This is a genomic window from Cupriavidus yeoncheonensis, from assembly GCF_905397275.1.
Taxonomy (GTDB): Bacteria; Pseudomonadota; Gammaproteobacteria; order Burkholderiales; family Burkholderiaceae; genus Cupriavidus; species Cupriavidus yeoncheonensis.
In genome coordinates this window covers 46,846-64,943 of sequence record NZ_CAJPUY010000021.1, presented here as the reverse complement: position 1 = coordinate 64,943, position 18,098 = coordinate 46,846, and the positions used below count along the sequence as shown (strand labels likewise).

At 65.9% G+C, this 18,098-nt stretch carries 17 protein-coding genes; 2 read left to right on the top strand and 15 right to left on the bottom strand.

Annotated elements, in window-relative coordinates; genetic code table 11:
- Positions 1 to 5 precede the first annotated feature (5 nt).
- The 8 genes from KHO22_RS25070 to pilM form a co-directional block, all read right to left on the bottom strand.
- Positions 6 to 1,142: a deoxyguanosinetriphosphate triphosphohydrolase gene (locus KHO22_RS25070; RefSeq protein ID WP_211949870.1), complete on the bottom strand. Its 1,137-nt coding sequence runs from the start codon at positions 1,140 to 1,142 to the stop codon at positions 6 to 8.
- Positions 1,143 to 1,189: 47 nt separating this feature from the next.
- Positions 1,190 to 2,296, bottom strand: coding sequence for a 3-dehydroquinate synthase (gene aroB, locus KHO22_RS25065; protein WP_211949869.1), 1,107 nt, complete (start codon positions 2,294 to 2,296; stop codon positions 1,190 to 1,192).
- Positions 2,293 to 2,835, bottom strand: coding sequence for a shikimate kinase (locus KHO22_RS25060; protein ID WP_211949920.1), 543 nt, complete (start codon positions 2,833 to 2,835; stop codon positions 2,293 to 2,295). The genes aroB and KHO22_RS25060 overlap by 4 nt, the downstream gene beginning before the upstream one ends.
- Positions 2,836 to 3,115: 280 nt before the next feature.
- Positions 3,116 to 5,227: a type IV pilus secretin PilQ gene (locus KHO22_RS25055; RefSeq protein ID WP_211949868.1), complete on the bottom strand. Its 2,112-nt coding sequence runs from the start codon at positions 5,225 to 5,227 to the stop codon at positions 3,116 to 3,118.
- On the bottom strand, positions 5,224 to 5,763 hold the full coding sequence (locus tag KHO22_RS25050) for a pilus assembly protein PilP (protein WP_211949867.1): 540 nt from the start codon (positions 5,761 to 5,763) through the stop codon (positions 5,224 to 5,226). Before KHO22_RS25050 ends, KHO22_RS25055 begins: the two co-directional genes overlap by 4 nt.
- Entirely contained in the window at positions 5,760 to 6,428 is a 669-nt protein-coding gene (locus KHO22_RS25045; RefSeq protein WP_211949866.1) for a type IV pilus inner membrane component PilO, read from the bottom strand. Before KHO22_RS25045 ends, KHO22_RS25050 begins: the two co-directional genes overlap by 4 nt.
- A 2-nt stretch (positions 6,429 to 6,430) precedes the next feature.
- Positions 6,431 to 7,072: a PilN domain-containing protein gene (locus tag KHO22_RS25040; protein ID WP_211949865.1), complete on the bottom strand. Its 642-nt coding sequence runs from the start codon at positions 7,070 to 7,072 to the stop codon at positions 6,431 to 6,433.
- Positions 7,073 to 7,092: 20 nt separating this feature from the next.
- Positions 7,093 to 8,163 carry a type IV pilus assembly protein PilM gene (pilM, locus tag KHO22_RS25035; protein WP_211949919.1) on the bottom strand — a complete coding sequence of 357 codons (1,071 nt, stop codon included), beginning with the start codon at positions 8,161 to 8,163 and terminating at the stop codon, positions 7,093 to 7,095.
- A gap of 379 nt (positions 8,164 to 8,542) precedes the next feature.
- Here pilM and KHO22_RS25030 point away from each other — a divergent pair, with 379 nt between their 5' ends.
- Positions 8,543 to 10,918: a penicillin-binding protein 1A gene (locus KHO22_RS25030; protein ID WP_211949864.1), complete on the top strand. Its 2,376-nt coding sequence runs from the start codon at positions 8,543 to 8,545 to the stop codon at positions 10,916 to 10,918.
- 83 nt (positions 10,919 to 11,001) lie between these two features.
- Here the strand turns inward: KHO22_RS25030 and cyaY are convergent, their stop codons facing one another.
- On the bottom strand, positions 11,002 to 11,337 hold the full coding sequence (gene cyaY, locus KHO22_RS25025) for an iron donor protein CyaY (protein ID WP_211949863.1): 336 nt from the start codon (positions 11,335 to 11,337) through the stop codon (positions 11,002 to 11,004).
- Between the two features lie 427 nt (positions 11,338 to 11,764).
- On the opposite strand from cyaY, the gene lysA reads away from it, so the two are divergent.
- Entirely contained in the window at positions 11,765 to 13,024 is a 1,260-nt protein-coding gene (gene lysA / locus KHO22_RS25020; RefSeq protein WP_211949862.1) for a diaminopimelate decarboxylase, read from the top strand.
- A gap of 27 nt (positions 13,025 to 13,051) precedes the next feature.
- On the opposite strand, the gene msrQ is transcribed toward lysA, so the two are convergent.
- The 6 genes from msrQ to ccsB form a co-directional block, all read right to left on the bottom strand.
- Positions 13,052 to 13,726, bottom strand: coding sequence for a protein-methionine-sulfoxide reductase heme-binding subunit MsrQ (gene msrQ, locus KHO22_RS25015; protein ID WP_211949918.1), 675 nt, complete (start codon positions 13,724 to 13,726; stop codon positions 13,052 to 13,054).
- Positions 13,727 to 13,740: 14 nt separating this feature from the next.
- The gene (gene msrP, locus KHO22_RS25010; RefSeq protein WP_211949861.1) at positions 13,741 to 14,748 is read right to left on the bottom strand and encodes a protein-methionine-sulfoxide reductase catalytic subunit MsrP; all 1,008 of its coding nucleotides are present in this window, start codon (positions 14,746 to 14,748) and stop codon (positions 13,741 to 13,743) included.
- Between the two features lie 104 nt (positions 14,749 to 14,852).
- On the bottom strand, positions 14,853 to 15,686 hold the full coding sequence (locus tag KHO22_RS25005) for an anti-sigma factor family protein (protein WP_211949859.1): 834 nt from the start codon (positions 15,684 to 15,686) through the stop codon (positions 14,853 to 14,855).
- Positions 15,683 to 16,225: an RNA polymerase sigma factor gene (locus KHO22_RS25000; protein ID WP_211949858.1), complete on the bottom strand. Its 543-nt coding sequence runs from the start codon at positions 16,223 to 16,225 to the stop codon at positions 15,683 to 15,685. Before KHO22_RS25000 ends, KHO22_RS25005 begins: the two co-directional genes overlap by 4 nt.
- A 31-nt stretch (positions 16,226 to 16,256) precedes the next feature.
- Positions 16,257 to 16,697 (bottom strand): COG4315 family predicted lipoprotein, encoded by a 441-nt coding sequence (locus KHO22_RS24995; protein WP_211949856.1) that lies wholly within the window; start codon positions 16,695 to 16,697, stop codon positions 16,257 to 16,259.
- 140 nt (positions 16,698 to 16,837) lie between these two features.
- Positions 16,838 to 18,043, bottom strand: a complete 1,206-nt coding sequence (gene ccsB / locus KHO22_RS24990) for a c-type cytochrome biogenesis protein CcsB (protein WP_211949854.1) — start codon at positions 18,041 to 18,043, stop codon at positions 16,838 to 16,840.
- Positions 18,044 to 18,098 lie beyond the last annotated feature (55 nt).

Genomic DNA, 18,098 nt, shown 5'->3' with positions numbered 1-18,098 from the left:
CCGTGCTAGCTGCCTTCGCTGACCGCGAAGATGCGGCGATGTTCGCGAATGGCGTAGCGGTCGGTCATGCCCGCGATGTAGTTGGCGATCAGCCGCGACTGGTCGCCGCCATGCGCGGCCTGGTACTGGGGCGGCAACAGGCGCGAATCGGACATGAAGACGCCGAACAGGTCGGAGACGATGCGCTGCGCCTTGGACGACATGCGCATGACCAGGTAATGCCGGTACAGGTGCCGGAACAGGAAGCGCTTGAGTGCGGCCGCCTCTTCGTGGATCTGCGGGCTGAACCCGATCAGTGGCCCCGCCGCGCGCACGGCCTCGATCGAGCGCGGGTTCGCCGCGGCGATGTTCCGGCTGGTGGTCTCGATCAGGTCCACGATCAGCGTATTGATCATGCGCCGCACGGTTTCATTGATGGCGCGGCGGCCGTTGATGCCCGGGAAGGCTTCAGCCACCTCGGCGCGGTGGCGCCCCCACATCGGCACTTCGTCGAGCTGCTCCAGCGTCAGCAGGCCCGAGCGCAGGCCATCGTCGATATCGTGGTTGTTGTAGGCGATCTCGTCGGCAAGGTTGGCCAGCTGCGCCTCCAGCGACGGTTGCGAGCCCTCCAGGAAGCGCCGGCCCAGTTCGCCAAGCGCGGCCGCGTTGACGCGCGAACAATGCTTAAGGATGCCCTCGCGCGTCTCGAAGGTCAGGTTCAGGCCATTGAAGCCGCCATAGCGCTCCTCCAGTTCGTCCACGACCAGCAGGCTTTGCAGGTTGTGCTCGAAGCCGCCGTGGTTCTTCATGCAGGCATTGAGCGCGTCCTGGCCGGCATGGCCGAACGGGGTATGGCCAAGGTCGTGCGCGAGTGAGATCGCTTCGACGAGGTCCTCGTTCAGGCGCAGGTTGCGCGCGATCGAGCGTGCGATCTGCGCCACTTCCAGGCTGTGCGTCAGGCGCGTGCGGAACAGGTCGCCTTCATGGTTGACGAAGACCTGGGTCTTGTACTCCAGCCTGCGGAAGGCCGTGCTGTGGATGACGCGGTCGCGGTCGCGCTGGAATTCGCTGCGCGACGACGACGCAGGCTCGGCATGGACCCGTCCGCGCGTCTGCGCGGAGCGGGCGGCGTAGGGAGCGAGATGGCTTTCAAGGTCGGTCATGCGGCAATCCGTGGGCTGGGTCAGGGTTGCGAGGCATAACCGATCGTTTACGCGACCGAGGCCTCGGTGGGAGGTTTAAGGACTGCCTGCGCCAGCGTCGCGCGCAGGTCGGCATCGGGAACCGTTGTGATGAACGCGTCGCCTAGCTTCTTCAGCAGGATGAACTTGATGCTGCCGGCTTCGGCCTTCTTGTCCACCTTCATCAGTTCGATATAGCGGTCAGTGCCCAGTTCCGGCGCGACGATGGGCAGCATCGCCGCGTGCGTCAGTTCGCGGATGCGCGCACGGGTTTCGGTGTCTATGAAGCCCAGGCGGTGCGACAGGTCGGCCGCCATCACCATGCCGCAGCCGACCGCCTCGCCATGGAGCCATTCGCCATAGCCCATGCCGGCTTCAATCGCATGGCCGAAGGTGTGGCCGAAGTTGAGGATAGCGCGCAGCCCGCCTTCGCGCTCATCCTGGGCCACCACGCCCGCCTTGATTTCGCAGGAGCGCTGCACGGCCAGCGCCATCAGGTCCGGATCGCAGTTGTTGAGCGCGGCGATATTGCGCTCGATCCAGGCGAAGTACTCCACATCGGCGATCGCGCCATGCTTGATGACCTCGGCCATGCCCGCGGCCAGTTCACGCGGAGGCAGCGTGCGCAGCGTGTCGATGTCGGCAATCACCGCGTTGGGCTGGTGAAACGCGCCGATCATGTTCTTGCCAAGGGGGTGGTTGATGCCGGTCTTGCCGCCCACCGACGAATCCACCTGCGACAGCAGCGTGGTCGGCACCTGCACGAACGGCACGCCGCGCATGTAGCAGGCTGCCGCAAACCCCGTCATGTCGCCCACCACGCCGCCGCCCAGCGCGACCAGCGTGGTCTTGCGGTCGGCGCCGGCAGACAGCAGCGCGTCGAAGATCAGGTTGAGCGTTTCCCACTGCTTGAAGGCCTCGCCGTCGGGCAGCGTCACCACGCGCACGGTCTTGCCCAGCGCCTTCAGGCTGGCTTCCACGCGCGCCGCGTAAAGCGGACCGACGGTTTCGTTCGTGACGATGACGGCATGCTGGCCACGCACGTGCGGGCGCAGCAGTTCGGCATTGCCGAGCAGGCCGGTACCGATATGGATGGGATAGCTGCGCTCTCCCAGGTCGACTTGTAGCGTGATCATGAATGCGTATCGTTAGCCGGCTGTTCCGGCGCCTCAGCGACGGGATCGATGCGGAAACCGGCCATTTCCAGTTGCATCAGCACCATATTAGCAAGCTGCGCCACCGAGGGCTTGCCGGTCTCGATGATGAAATCGGCCACCTCGCGGTACAGCGGGTCGCGCGCGGCGTAGAGCGCTTCCAGCTTGCCCTTCGGATCCTCGGTCTGCAACAGCGGGCGGTTGCGGTCGTGCCGGGTGCGCAGCCACAGGTCGTGCGGGCTGGCGCGCAGGTAGACCACGGTGCCGCGGGACTTGAGCAGCTCGCGGTTCTCCGCCCGCAGCACCGCGCCGCCGCCGGTGGCCAGCACGATGCCGCTGCGCCCGGTCAGCTCGCTGATCATCGCGGCCTCGCGGTCGCGGAAGCCTTCCTCGCCCTCGTGTTCGAAGATCACCGGGATGCGCACGCCGCAATGCGCTTCCAGCTCATGGTCGGAATCGAAGAACGGATAGTGCAGGCGCCGCGCGACCGTACGGCCCACGGTAGTCTTGCCGGCGCCCATCAGGCCGACGAAGAAGAGATTGGGACGGCCGGTCTCCGTGGCCGTCGGCAAGGCTATCACTGGATTGTCGCTTGGGAACGCGGATTCCGGTCCGCCCTCCTCCGTTGGAAACTGCATCATCTTCTTATGTTGGGCCGCATGCAGCAAGTGCCGGATGCGGCATGGCCTTGCGATTGGCCGTCACGGACAAAAAAAGGCCGCATCGGTCGATGCGGCCTTGCAGTCTACTGCATCCAGCGTCCCGGGCGCCAATTACGCCTCATTCGCACCGGGGCGTGCCTTATTTCAGCGTGACGCTCTCATTCAGGACACGCGGCGTCAGGAAGACCAGCAGTTCGGTACGGTTGCGCACCTTGGCGTTGCTCTTGAACAGGTAGCCGAGCACGGGGATATCCCCCAGGAACGGCACCTTGTCGGTGTCGTTGGACTCGGTCTGCGTGTAGATACCGCCGATGACCACCGTGCCGCCGTTGTCCACCAGCACCTGGGTCTGCACATGCTTGGTATCGATGGCAAAGCCCGACGTGGTCTGGATGCCGACGCTGTCCTTGTTCACGTCCACGTCAAGCAGCACATTGCCCTCCGGCGTGATCTGAGGCGTCACCTCCAGCTTCAGGTTGGCCTTGCGGAACTGGACTGACGTGGCACCGCTGGACGTCGCCGCCTGGTAAGGCAGCTCCGTGCCCTGCTCGATCAATGCCTTGATATTGTTGGCCGTGACCACGCGCGGGCTGGAGATGATCTTGCCCTTGCCGTCCGCCTCGAGCGCCGACAGCTCGAGCGCCAGGAATTTGGTGGCCGCGCTGTTGAAGATGCTGACCGCGATGTTCGCCGGGTTCGCGCCGTTGATCGCGCCGGCCGGCAGGCTCAGGAACGGGCCGTTGTCGGATGTGGCACCGGGCAGCACGTTGCCGTAGGTGTTCCCCACCTTGGCGTTGTTGTACTGGCCGGCGAAGCCGAGCTTGACACCAAGGTTGCGGCTGAACGTATCGGTCGCCTCGACGATGCGCGCCTCGATGATGACCTGGCGCACCGGGATGTCGATCTTGACCAGGAAGTTCTGCACTTCCTCGAGCTTGCTGGCAATGTCCGATACGAACAGCTGGTTGGTACGGGCATCGGCCGTCAGCGAACCGCGCTTGGACAGCATGCGCGACGCCAGGCCGGCCGCGCCACCAATGGCCGGAGCCGCCGCACCGGGAGCACCCGTGGTCACGCCCAGCAGCATCTTGCGCACGTCTTCGGCACGCTGGTAGTTCAGCTGATACACCTGACTGCGGATCGGCTCCAGGTCATTGATCTGCTGCTGCGCCTCCAGCTCGAGCTTCTCCTTGGTCGCCAGTTCCGCCTTGGGCGCCACCCACAGCACATTGCCATTGCGGCGCGACGCCAGCCCCTTGGCATCCATCACGATCTGCAAGGCCTGGTCCCACGGCACGTCCTTCAGACGCAGCGTGATGTTGCCCTGCACGGTGTCGCTGGTGATGATGTTCAGGTTGGTGAAATCGGCAAACACCTGCAGCAGCGAGCGGATGTCGATGTTCTGGAAGTTGAGCGACAGGCGCTCGCCACGGTAGCCCGGACCACTGATCAGCTTGGTCGGATCTTCCTTGACGGGACGCACTTCCACGACGAACTGGGTGTCGGTCTGGTAGGAGCTGTACTCCCAGTTGCCGCGCGGCTCGATGGTCAGGCGGGTATTGCCGCTGCTGTCCGTGGCGCGCATGCCCTGCACCGGCGTCCCGAAGTCGCTCACATCGAAGCGGCGGCGCAGGTTGTCGGGCAGCGAGGTGCCAAGGAAGTCGACCACCACGTTCTGGCCCTGCTGCGCGATATTGATGCCGGAATCGCGCGAGGACAGGTCAACCACCACGCGCCCCGCTCCATCCGTACCGCGACGGAAGTCGATATTGCGCACCGAGGCACGCCCCGCGGCAGCCGAGGTCGGCGCGTAAGGCGCCGCGAAGGTGGGCGCGGCCGCCCTGGCCCCTGGTGCGACGTTGTCCAGCAGTACCACGAACTGGTTGCCGCGGACTTCGGTGCGGTAGGTCGCCGTGCGCGTCAGGTCGAGCACCACGCGCGTACGGTCGCCGATCTGCATGACGTTGGCGCCGCGCAGCAGCTTGCTGCCGTAGTCATACTGGGCGCGTCCGGCGGAAAACCCGGTATCGAAGAAATCGATCGCGACGCGCGCGGGATTCTGCGTCGTGAAGTCCGCCGGCTTCTGCGCCAGGGGCGACTGCAGGTCGATGGTGAACACGGTCTGCTCGCCCACGACATTGGAGTCGACCGACTTCACCTGGTTTGTCTGTGCCAGCGCGGCCGGAGAGGCCAGCACCAGAGCCATCGTTGCCGCGCCCGCAAGCGCTCGGTACCAGCGACTCAGGGTCATGCCGACACCTCCAGCTTCAGACTGGTCATTTTCTCTTTCCACTCGGATACCCCTTCCCGGACCAATTCGCGCAACACGATCTCCTGATCGGTGATGCGGACCACCCGGCCGTAGCTCTGGCCGAGATACTGACCCACCTTGACGTGGTGGATCTTGTTATCAACACGCACAATGCCGAAGGTCTCGCCGTGTTTCTTCATCATGCCGAGCATCTTGAAGTTTTCGAGCGGATAGTCCTCCAGCGGCTCGCGGTGCCGCCCGGCTTCGGGCGACTCCGCCAGCATCTTGTTGAGTTCGCCGATCTTGGTCTGTGCGAATGGCTCCGGTGCGCTGCGCCCTGCGTATTCGCGCGGCACGTAGGGCTTGGGTTCGGGCAGGGGCGCCGGCGGCTGCGCCTTGGCGTTGCGCGTGGCGTCCATCCACTGGTGCAGCGCCTGTTCGTCGCTGGAGCCACATGCGCCCAGCAGGCCTGCGGCCAGCGCGGCAGCGGCCAGCACGCGGGCGCGATGCATGGAAAGGCTCACGAGGCGGCTCATTTGGCACCTCCGGCCGGCTTGGCGGCGTTGGCGGCAGCCTTGCGTTGCGCGGCCTGCTCGTCCGGGTCCAGCGCGCGGTAGGCCATCGCGACCGCCTCCATGGTCAGCGCGCCGTCCTTGGTATTGGCGAGCTGCAGGTTCTGCATCGACACGATCCGCGACAGGGCGGCGACATCGGCGTTGAACTGCGCGACGTCGTGGTAGCGGCCAGTCACCTTCAGGTTCACCGGGATCTCGGCAAAGTAAGGCTTGAGCACGGCGGCCTGCGGCTTGAACAGTTCGAACTGCAGGCCACGCGCCACGCCGGCGTGGTTGACGTCGGCCAGCAGGGCATCCATCTCCGTCTTGTTGGGAAGCTGGCGCTCCAGCTGCGCGACACGCTGCTCGACCTGCTTCTTCTGCTCACGCAGCGCCTCGAGGTTTGCCACCTGCGCGATCTTGGACTGGTAGGCCTGCTTGAGGGTCTCCTGCTCGGCGCGCTGGCGGTCCAGCTCCTCGGACTTGCCGCTCCAGTAGAACTGCCATCCAAGCACCAGCACCATCGCCGCCGCCAGGATGGCGAAGGCCACGCGCGGCGCCGTGGGCCAGGTTTCGGGCTCGTTCAAGTTGAGCCCGCGGAACTGGCCTGCCAGGTCCGCCAGGTTGATGTCGGAGTTGAGCGCCATGGTCAGGCCTTTCCGTTGGCGGCCGGCGTCTGGGCCGGGCGTGCCGGACCATCCTTCTTGTCGGCCGGCGTTTCGGGAGCGCGGTAGGCGAAGCGCATGGAGAAATCGAACAGGCGGCGCTGCTCACGCAGGTTGTTGGTCATCGTCACCGCCTTGGACTCGACCAGCTCTGCCTTGTCGAGCCAGGGCACCGCGCCAACATTGCGCAACAGCTCGGAAATGCGCTCGTTGGACTGCGCCACGCCGGCAATCGTGAAGGCCTCGCCGGTCTGCTTCAGGCTGGTCAGGTAGACCCCTTCCGGCACCTGGCGCACCAGCTCTTCAAGCAGCTGCACCGGGCGGTTGCGTTCGGTCTGCAGGCTTTCCACGGCCTGCTGGCGCTGCAGCAGGGCCTCGATGTCCTTCTTGAGTGTGTTGACCTCGCGGATCTGGCCGTCCAGCCGCGCATTCTCGGTGGTCAGGACCTGGTTCAGCCCGACGACCGATTCGATCTGGCGATCGATATAAAGCCCGCCCAGCAGCACCACCAGCGCCCCACCCGCAGCCGCACCGCCAAGGATCGCGTAGACGCGCTTGCGTCGGGCGGCCTTGCGGGCTTCGTGGTAGGGCAGCAGGTTGACCGACGGGAGCGTGTTCGTTGACATTCGGTTTCCCCCGGGGTGCGTTATTGCAGGCCGCGCAAGGCCAGTCCGGCGCTGACGATATACGCCGGCAGGTCACGCTGCAGGTAGCGCTCGTTGACCTTGCCGTTGGTGATCATGTTGGCGAACGGGTTCGCCAGCGTGGTGGTGATCTGGGTCTGCTGCTGGATGGCCGCCTGCACGCCGACCAGCGACGCATGCCCGCCCGACAGCAGGATCTCGTCGACCCGGCCGAGGCTGGAGCTCGCGATGAAATTCCCCACCGCGGCCTGCACTTCCATGGCCAGCGCTTCGAGCGACGGCTTGAGCAGCTGGGCGCGCCAGGCTTCCGGCAGCGTGTTCTTGCGTTTCTTGATCTCGGCCTTGAGCGCGTCGAGCGTGAACATGCGCGCGGCGCTCTGCGTGAGCTGGTCGCCGTAGCTATTCAGGGGCTGCTCGTACAGCTCTTTCCAGCCCTGGTAGAAGATGGCCTTGGAACGGCTGCCGCCGAGATGAACGACGGCCACCACCGGCAGCGCGCGTGCATCGGCTTCAGGCATATCGCGCGGCACGCCGAGCATCTGCACGATGGTCCGCTGCACCGCGTATTCCTCGACGTCCATGACCTGCGGGCGCAGGCCCGCCATTTCGGCGGCGGTGACGCGCTCCTGCACGCGATCGCTGTTGGCCGCGGTCACGCGCACGCCGATACCGCCCTCGGTTTCGCTCGGGCCAATCACGGCGAAGTCGAAATTCACCGTCTGCGACGGCGGATACAGCCGGTGCGCCTCGGATTCGACCTGGGAATAGAGTTCGTCTTCGGACAGGTTGTCCGGCAGACTGACCGTCTGTGATTCGGTCAGCATCGAAGGCACGCCAAGCACCACGTCCTTGGTGCGGATGCCGGCCTTGCCGAGCGCGCGCTTGAGCGCGATGCCGACAGCCTCGATATTGACCACGTTGCCGTCGGCAACGGCATTGCGGTCCAGCAGTTCGCTGGCACACTTTTCCAGCCGGTAGTCATGTTTGCTGCCCCCCACGGACAGCTCGACTACCTTGACACTGGACGACCCGATATCTACGCCGACCGTAGTCCGGCGCAGAAGCCCCGACAAAATGCCCCGTCGCAAGGTGACCCCCTCACATTTGAACTCACCCCTGGCTTGACTGCTCTAATCGGGCGAGCCCTGTTTCTCGATGAAACGTTTTGCTCTTTTATGTTGGCCGATTCTCACAAAAACCGGCAGTGCTGGCAATGTGCCGGTCTGGCCACGCTTTTATTTTTGCGACGGCTCCTCCAAAGCGTTGCCAAAACCCCACGGTCGTCGGGTTCCCTTCCCAGCCTTTTTCCTGCTCGCACATCGGCGCAAGCTTCCGCTGTCGGGGACATTACATCTTGTAACAGCACAGTAGCGCCGCAGGCGCCACTGTGCAGGAAGGTGCCGCTATCCCGGGCGATATAATCCCCCGCACTCCTGACTAGGTTTTTCCCTTATGGCCACAGCACACCAGAAGCCGTCCCTCCCTGCCCGCCGCCCGCTCTGGGCGCGGCTCACGTTCTGGGTGGTCGGTCTGATCGTCGCCGGCATCGTGGCGGTCGCGCTGCTGCTTGGCTACGCGTTGCTGGTGGCTGCGCCCAACCTGCCGTCGCTCGATACCATCACGGACTACCGGCCCAAGATTCCGCTGCGTATCTTCACCGCCGACAATGTCCTGATCGGCGAGTTCGGCGAAGAGCGCCGCAACTTCGTGCCGATCGCCGAGATCCCCGACGTGATGAAGAAGGCGGTGCTGGCGATCGAGGACGACCGCTTCTACGAGCACGGCGGCGTGGACTTTGTCGGGGTGATGCGGGCGGGCCTGGCAAACCTGCGCGGCGGGCTGTCGCAAGGCGCTTCGACGATCACGATGCAGGTGGCGCGCAACTTCTTCCTGTCCAGCGAGAAGACCTACACGCGCAAGATCTACGAAATGCTGCTCGCGTACAAGATCGAGGCGAACCTGAGCAAGGACCAGATCCTCGAGCTGTACATGAACCAGATCTACCTGGGCCAGCGCGCCTATGGCTTCGACAGCGCCGCGCGCGTCTACTTCGGCAAGTCGGTGCGCGACGTCACGCCGGCGGAGGCCGCCATGCTGGCCGGCCTGCCCAAGGCGCCGTCCGCCTACAACCCGGTGGTGAATCCCAAGCGCGCGAAGGTACGCCAAGAATACATCCTGCAGCGCATGCGCGACCTGCGCTACATCACGCCGGAGCAGTATGACCAGGCCCTGCGTGAAGCGCCGAAGGTCCGCACGGAAGGCAACGAGTTTTCCACGCACGCCGAGTACGTGGCCGAGATCGTGCGCCAGCTGATGTACGCGCAATACCGCGAGGAAACCTACACGCGCGGCCTCACCGTCTACACCACGCTGGCCAAGCCCGACCAGGACGCGGCGTACGAATCCGTGCGCTCGGGCATCATGAACTACGAGCGCAAGCACGGCTACCGCGGCCCGGAGGCCTTTATCGACCTGCCCTCGGACCAGGCTGAACGCGAGCAGGCCATCGACGACGCGCTGGTCGAGCACCCGGGCAGCGACGACCTGCGTTCCGCCGTGGTGACCAGCGTGTCTTCGCGCGAGGTAAAGGCCACGCTGCTGTCGGGCGAAGTGGCCACCATCGAAGGGTCGGCGCTGCGCTTTATCGCGCCATCGCTGTCGGCAAACGCGCAGCCGAAGACCAAGATCCGCCCCGGCGCCATCATCCGCGTGACGCAGGACGAAAAGGGCCAGTGGACGGTTACGCAGCTCCCTGAAGTCTCGGCGGCCTTCGTCTCGATCAACCCGCAGGACGGCGAGATCCGCTCGATGGTCGGCGGCTTCGACTTCAACCGCAACAAGTTCAACCATGTGACGCAGGCCTGGCGCCAGCCGGGTTCCAGCTTCAAGCCGTTCATCTATTCGGCCGCGCTGGAAAAGGGCTTCTCCCCGGCCACCGTCATCAATGACGCACCGCTGACGATCGGCCCGGACACCGGCGGCCAGGTGTGGGAGCCGAAGAACTACGACGGCAAGTTCGAAGGCCCCATGACCATGCGCCGCGCGCTGGCGAAGTCGAAGAACCTGGTCTCGGTGCGCATCCTGCGTGCGATCGGCACGCAATACGCGCAGGACTACATCACCCGCTTCGGCTTCGAAGCCGACAAGCACCCGGCCTACCTGCCGATGGCGCTCGGCGCGGGCAGCGTGACGCCGCTGCAGATGGCGGGCGCCTACTCGGTGTTTGCCAACGGTGGCTACCGCATCAACCCGTACCTGATCCAGAAGGTGGTCGATGCGCGCGGCAAGGTCCTCTCCGAAACGCAGCCGCAGCGCGCCGGCAGCGATGCGGTGCGCGTGCTCGATGCACGCACGGCGTTCATCGCCGACACCATGCTGCGCGACGTGGTGCGCATGGGCACGGCCAATGCAGCCAAGCAGCGCCTGGGCCGCAACGACCTGGCCGGCAAGACCGGCACCACCAACGACGCCGTGGATGCCTGGTTCGCCGGCTACACCCCGAACCTGGTGGCGATCGCCTGGATGGGCTACGACCAGCCCAAGAGCCTCGGTGTGCGCGAGACCGGCGGCGGCCTGGCCCTGCCGATCTGGGTTGGCTACATGGGCAAGATGCTCAAGGGCGTGCCGGAAAGCCCGGAACGCCCGGCGCCGGAAGGCGTGCTGATGGTCGGTGGCGACTGGACCTTCGAGGAGAACGCCAGCGGCGCCGGCGTCGCTTCGGTCGGCCTGGGCGATCCGTGGCCGGGCAAGCCGGAGGAAAGCACGCGCTCGCCGGCCGATGTCGAGGCGGAGAAGAAGAAGATCCTGGAGATGTTCGGCGGCGCCTGAGCGCAGCTGCCCAGGCAAGGAAAAGCCGGCCACTGGGCCGGCTTTTTCATTGGGGACTTGACAGAAACGCGCTTGGCGGCGCGTCAGCCGAGCGTGAGCGTCGCTTCCGCCTGCTGGCTCACGTAGCCGGACAGCGCGGCGTACAACTCGTTGCCGCTGCGCGTATCGACCCAACGCTCGCCGTCGCGGCGGAAATGGAAGCCGCCCGAGCGCGCCGCGACCCACAGCTCCTGCATCGGCGCCTGGCTGTTGATGATGATCTTGGAGCCGTTCTCGAATTCCAGCTCCATCACGTTGCCGGTCCGGCTGATTTCGATGTCGGCGTCGGCCGCGTCCGCGGCGGCTTCCACTGCGGCTTCGATGCGGTCCAGCTCCTTGACCGCCAGGGCCAGGAACTCGCTTTCGCTCATGGGGGGCATGCTAAACTCCAAGACCGCCGGCGCCAGCGCTGTCCGCCTTGCTATGCCACATGGGACATCGCATGGAGCACTTGCAGTGACCGGCTTTTTTGTTGAGGATTTCCGGATTCCGGCCGTGCCCTGGAATTCTGGCGGCGGCCGCGGACGACACGCCGGCTGCCAGTCCGACAGCTTTCCCAACCGCTTTCAAGGACGACCCGATGCTCCGTCGTGTTGCGATTGTATCGGCGTTTGCCGCCGGCCTTGCGATGCCCCTGCTGGGCGGATGCGGCATTCGCGGGCCGCTGACCATGCCCAAGGTGCCGCCTGAGCCGACCGCTCCGGCCGTGCCCGATCCTGGCCTGGGTCATGCGGACGCGACGCTGCCCGTCCCGGCAGCCCCCGCGACGCCCCCGGCCACTTCCGACGCCCCCACCACCAGGTAACCATGACCGCATTTTTCCATCGCCAGGACGGCGCCCTTGTTGCCGAACAGGTGCCGCTGGCGCAGATCGCCGCAGAGTTCGGCACGCCGACCTACGTGTACTCGCGTGCGGCGCTGACTGCCGCCTACCAGGGCTATGCCGCAGCCTGCAAGGGCCGCAAGGCGCAGGTGCAGTACGCCATGAAGGCCAACTCGAACCTGGCGGTGCTGCAGGTATTCGCCAAGCTCGGGGCCGGCTTCGACATCGTCTCGGGCGGCGAACTCAAGCGCGTGCTGGCCGCCGGCGGCGATCCGCGCAAGGTGGTGTTCTCCGGCGTGGGCAAGAGCGCGGCGGAGATGGAACTGGCGCTGGCGCACGACGTGCGCTGCTTTAACGTCGAATCGATTCCTGAACTGGACCGCCTCAATGCGGTCGCCGGCCAGGTGGGCAAGCGCGCGCGCGTATCGCTGCGCATCAACCCGGATGTGGACGCCAAGACGCACCCGTATATCTCCACGGGCCTGAAGGGCAACAAGTTCGGCATCGCGTTCGAGGACGTGCTGCCCACGTACCGGGCCGCCGCGGCGCTGCCGCATATCGAGATCACCGGTATCGACTGCCACATCGGTTCGCAGATCACCGAGGTGGCGCCGTACCTGGAGGCACTCGACAAGGTGCTCGACGTGGTGGAAGCGCTGGAACGCGAGGGCATCGTCCTCCAGCACATCGACGTCGGCGGCGGCCTTGGCATCACCTACGATGACGAGACCCCGCCGGACATCACGGGCTTTGCCACCACGCTGCTGGACCGCGTGGCCGCACGCGGCCATGGTCATCGCGAAGTGCTGTTCGAGCCGGGCCGCTCGCTCGTCGGCAATGCCGGCGTGCTGCTGACCCAGGTCGAATTCCTCAAGCCCGGCGCGGCCAAGAACTTCTGCATCGTCGATGCTGCCATGAACGACCTGGCACGCCCGGCCATGTACGAGGCCTTCCACCGCATCGAGCCGGTGCTGGCAAGCAGCGCGTCGGCGCTCACCTACGACATTGTGGGTCCCGTGTGCGAATCGGGCGACTGGCTTGGCCGCGACCGCGCGCTGGCCGTGCAGCCCGGCGACCTGCTGGCGGTGATGTCGGCGGGTGCCTACGGCTTCACGATGAGCTCCAACTACAACACCCGTCCGCGCGCCGCCGAAGTGATGGTCGACGGCAACAAGGTCCACGTGGTGCGCGAGCGCGAACTGGTTGAAGACCTGTTCCGCGACGAACGCCTGCTGCAGGACTGACCCTGCCGGCGGGCCCGGCCGGCCCCCTCAGCGGGCGGCCGGCCTCCAGCGCCACCACAGGCGCAGCCCCAGCAGTACGAACACCACCGCGGCATAGATCGACACCTCGCCGAAGTCGTTCTTGCCGGCCTTGTGCCACCAGTAGTGCAGGATGGCCAGCACCGCAATGGCATAAACCGCCTTGTGCAGCGCCTGCCAGCGCCTGCCGCCCAGGCGCCGCACCATGCCGCTGGTCGACGTCAGCGCCAGCGGGGCCATCAGCACGAAGGCCGTGAAGCCGACCGTGATGAACGGCCGCTTGGCCACGTCCTTGAGCATGTAGGCGAGGTCAAACCCACGGTCGACGCCGATCCACAGCAGGAAGTGCTGAAGGCCATAGAAGAACGCAAACAGCCCCAGCATGCGCCGCATCCGCACGAGCCAGTTCCAGCCCGTCAGGCGGCGCAGCGGCGTGACCGCCAGCGTCACGCACAGCATCACCAGCGTCCACGTGCCGGTGGATCGTGTGACAAACTCCAGCGGGTTGGCGCCAAACTGGCTGGTCGAACCCAGGTACAGCAAACGCACGAACGGCAACATCGCCAGCAGCCAGATGGCTACCTTGACGATGCTCACCTGCGACTGCGGCAGCGCCGCCAGGCCGCTGGCCTTGCCGCCCCGTGCACCCGCCGAATGCGGGGAAGCCGGTTGCGCGACCGTCATGTCGGCGCGGCCCATCAGAAGAACTTCCTCAGATCCATGCCCTGGTACAGCGACGCCACCTGCTGGCCGTAGCCGTTGAACGGCAGCGTCTTGCGCTTGGGCGCGAACAACGCGGCAAAGCCGCCACCGCGGCTGTCCTCGCCGATGCGCCGCTCGGTGGCCTGGCTCCAGCGCGGGTGGTCCACCTCCGGGTTCACGTTCGAGTAGAAGCCATACTCCTGCGGCGCAGCCAGGTTCCAGCTCGTCGGCGGCTGCTTGTCGAGGAAGCGGATCTTCACGATCGACTTGGCGCTCTTGAAGCCATATTTCCACGGCAGCACCATGCGCACGGGCGCGCCGTTCTGGTTCGGCAGCACTTCGCCATACAGGCCGAACGTCAGCAGCGCGAGTGGGTGCATGGCCTCATCCATGCGCAGGCCTTCGCTGTAGGGCCAGTCCAGCACCGAGCTGCTGACGCCGGGCATCTGCTTCTTGTCGGCAAGCGTGATGAACTGCACGTACTTTGCGCCGGGCTGCGGTTCCACGCGGCGGATCAACTCGGCCAGCGGATAGCCGATCCACGGGATCACCATCGACCAGCCCTCGACGCAGCGCAGGCGGTACACGCGTTCTTCCATTGGCGCGAGCTTCAGCAGCTCATCGAGGTCATAGACCTTGGGCTTCTTCACCAGCCCTTCCACCGCTACCTGCCAGGGTCGCGTCCGCAGCGTGCCGGCATTGCGCGCCGGGTCGGACTTGTCGGTGCCGAATTCGTAGAAGTTGTTGTAGGTCGTCACGTCCTCGAAGGGTGTGCGCTTTTCCGTCACCACGTAGGCCTGGTTGGCCGTGGCGGCCAGCTTCGCCCCGTGCTGGCCCTGCTGGGCGCGGGCTTCACGCGCGAACCATGGGCTCAGCGCTGCACCGGCAGTTCCGGCAGCCGCAAGCGCGAGCAAGCGGCGGCGCGCGGCGAACACGTGGCGCGGCGTGATTTCGGAGGCGGCGATATCGTCGCCGCGCAGCCACTTCGGGGAGGGAATCAGCATGGTTGTTCCTGGGATGCTTCGAACGGCCCGGGGATTGGACTTTCCCTTGGTCGGATAGTGCAGGCCATTCCTGACAGTCTTTTTTGCTGCCGGATCGTGGGCGCTTATCCGCCCTGGCTCTGGTATTGCTGGTACACGGACTGCGCAACCGTCAGCAGCCGCGCGCGATCGACCTGCCCGGCCAGCGCGAAGCCGAGGCTGCGGTCGATCCAGTAGAACGCCATGGCACCCGCGCCCTTGGCGGGGGCGGCCTGCGGCATCCGCTCGAGCCGGAAGCCTGTATCCGGCGTGCCTTGCGCCATGCGGCGCAACTGCAGCGACAGGCGCGTGCCGTCGTCGGCTTCGTACATCAGGATCGCGGACGGCCCGCCCTCGGCCACGCCAAGGCGGCCGCCGATCAGATGAAAGCCCTGTGGACGCAGGTCCGGCACGTGAAGCGGAGCACCCAGGCGCTTGGACAACCATGCGATCAGGTGGGCCTCGTCGCTGGCGGGCACCTCCACCGGATGTCGGACTTCGGGCGCATAGACTACGTGTGACACCAACGCATCGCGCGCGAAGCGCTCGCCCGGGGCCATGGCAACGCTGACACCGTCAGCCATGCGGCCATGCGCAAGCCAGCCAACTGCGCCGCCCACGGCCAGCGAGGCAAGCGAGGCGCACGCGGCGACCCATACCGTGCGCCAGCCACTGCCCACGCCATCACGCCTTGGGGTGCCATCGCGCAGCGGTTCAGGGAGTGCCGCGAGTGGCACGGGCTCGTTGAGCACGCCATCGAGCGCGCCATGCATGGCCTCGGCCTGGCGGCGCCACGCCGCTACGCGTGCCGCGACCTCGGGCCGTTCGGCGAGATACGCCTCCACGGCCGCGCGGCGGCGGCCGCTCAGTTGGCCGTCGGCGTAGGCGTGCAGGTCGGCTTCGTGGATCGGGGACATCATTTCACTCGCTGCAGCGTCGTACCGGCCTCCGCGGCCGGTGCCGGCTGACGCGTGCCGTCCAGCAGGGCTCGCATGTGTTCGCGAGCCCGTGCCAGGCGGGACATCACGGTGCCGACCGGAACGTTCAGCACGTGGGCGGCCTCGGCATAGGTGAACTGCTCCAGGCTGACCAGCAACAACACCGCGCGCTGGGTCTCGGGCAGTTCCGCGAGTGCCTGCAGCAGGTCGCGCCGCAGGCCAGGGTCGGTAACCGGGGCACTGACGTCCGGCAGGGTATCGGTGGTCACCACCAGCTCCTTGCGCCGTACCGTGTTCAGGCGCAAACGGTGCATCAGCGTGAGCAGCCAGGGCAGCAGGCCATCGGCACCATCGCCCCACCAGGCTCCCGGGCGCAGGCGAAAACGCCAGCGGTAGCGCAACGCGCGCTCCAGCGTGTCCTGCACCAGGTCGTCAGCCAGCGCCGTGTCCCTGGTCAGGCCACGCGCGTGGCGCCGCAGGCGCGGCGCCAGCGCCACCAGTTGGCCCTCAAACCCGTCCATGCCTTGCCGGACTCAATCCGCCCCTGACCGTTCAGGGCTTGGCGACGTGCCAGACGTTGTTGAAGTTGTCGCCGGCCCGATCGCCCGCCTTGGTGTCCTTGGCAAAGCGATACAGCGGCATGCCGCGGTAGGCCCACTGCTTGCCGCCATCGTCACGCGTGATGATGGTGTAGCTGCCCGAAGCGTTCGTACCGGGTGCCGCCATCAGCGGCGGCCAGTTGTTCGCGCATGGGCCATTGCAGGCGCTCTTGCCGCTGTCCTTCGCATCGCGGTCGAACGTGTACAGCGTCAGGCCTTGCGGATCGGTCAGCACGCCGTCGGTCACCTTGACGGTGGGAGGCATGTTGCCGGCACCACCCATGCCGCCCATGCCCATGCCCGAACAGGCGGTCAGCAGGACGGATGCACAGCCCAGGGCCAGTGCGGCAGGACGAAACAGCGATGCAGCGATAGGACGACGCAGAAGTGCCATGATGTTCTTCTCCATGCAAGCCGGTGCCGCCAACCGGCACCGTTCCTCCAGTAAACACCGAATGTGATGCATTTATTCCCCGAGGACGAAAAAAAACCTGCCCATGGGGCAGGTTTTCTTTGCCTATGGGAGCGCAATCCTCACAACTCGCCGTAGCTGTGCAGGCCCGACAGGAACATGTTGACGCCCAGGAACGCGAACGTGGTCACCAGCAGGCCGGTCAGCGCCCACCAGGCCGCGACCGTGCCGCGCAGGCCCTTCATCAGCCGCATGTGCAGCCAGGCTGCGTAATTCAGCCAGACGATCAGCGCCCACGTCTCCTTCGGATCCCAGCTCCAGTAGCCGCCCCAGGCCTCCGCGGCCCACAGTGCGCCGAGAATCGTCGCGATGGTGAAGAAGGCAAAGCCGACCGCGATAGCCTTGTACATCACATCATCCAGCACTTCGAGCGAAGGCAGGCGCTCGGCCAGGATGCCGCGCTGCTTGAGCAGGTAGGCCACCGAGACCATCGCCGCCAGCGCGAACGTGCCGTAGCCGATGAAGTTGGCCGGGACGTGAATCTTCATCCACCAGCTCTGCAGCGCCGGCACCAGCGGCTGGATCTCCTGCGCATTGCGGCTGACCGTGTACCACAGCAGGAAGCCCACCGCGGCCGATACCACGAGCATGACGAAAGGCCCGAGCGCGCGCGTGCTGTAGCGCCCTTCGTAGTAGAGGTAGAAGAGCGACGTGATCAGCGTGAACAGCACGAACACTTCATAGAGGTTCGAGATCGGGATATGCCCGATGTCCGTGCCGATCAGATACGACTCGTACCAGCGCACCAGGAGCCCGGTGAAGCCCAGCACCACGGCAGCCCAGCATAGCTTGCTGCCGATGCTGTAGCCGGTCGCCGCGCGCGTCGCCAGCCCCACCCAATAGAACAGCGTGGACAGGAACACCAGCGCGCTCATCCACAGAATGGCCGACTGGCTGGACAGGAAGTACTTCAGGAAGAAGGCCTGGTCGGCGCGCGCGAGCTGTCCCTGATAGAGCTGCACGGCGAACAGCGACAGGATGGCCAGCCCTGGCATCAGGGCGCGCACCGGCTTCCAGTGCCAGCCGAGCAAGGCGAAAGTCGGCACCGAGGCAATCAGTACGGCCTTGTCGTAGCCGTTCATCCACTGGCCATAGCGCGACAGCGCCACGCCGGCACCAACGGCCAGCAGCACCGCAAAAGCCCAGTCCAGCCAAGTGAGGCGGCGCAGGAAGGAGGGTTCAAGGTAGGCCTCGTCCACCGCGCCGGAATCGGCAGGGGTTGCCGGCCGCATGGCCGGCCGGGCGGCCTGGTTCACGTTTGAAGACATAGCGTTACCTGCGATCTGCGCACAGCCCTTGGCTGCGCAACGAAGACGGGGCGGC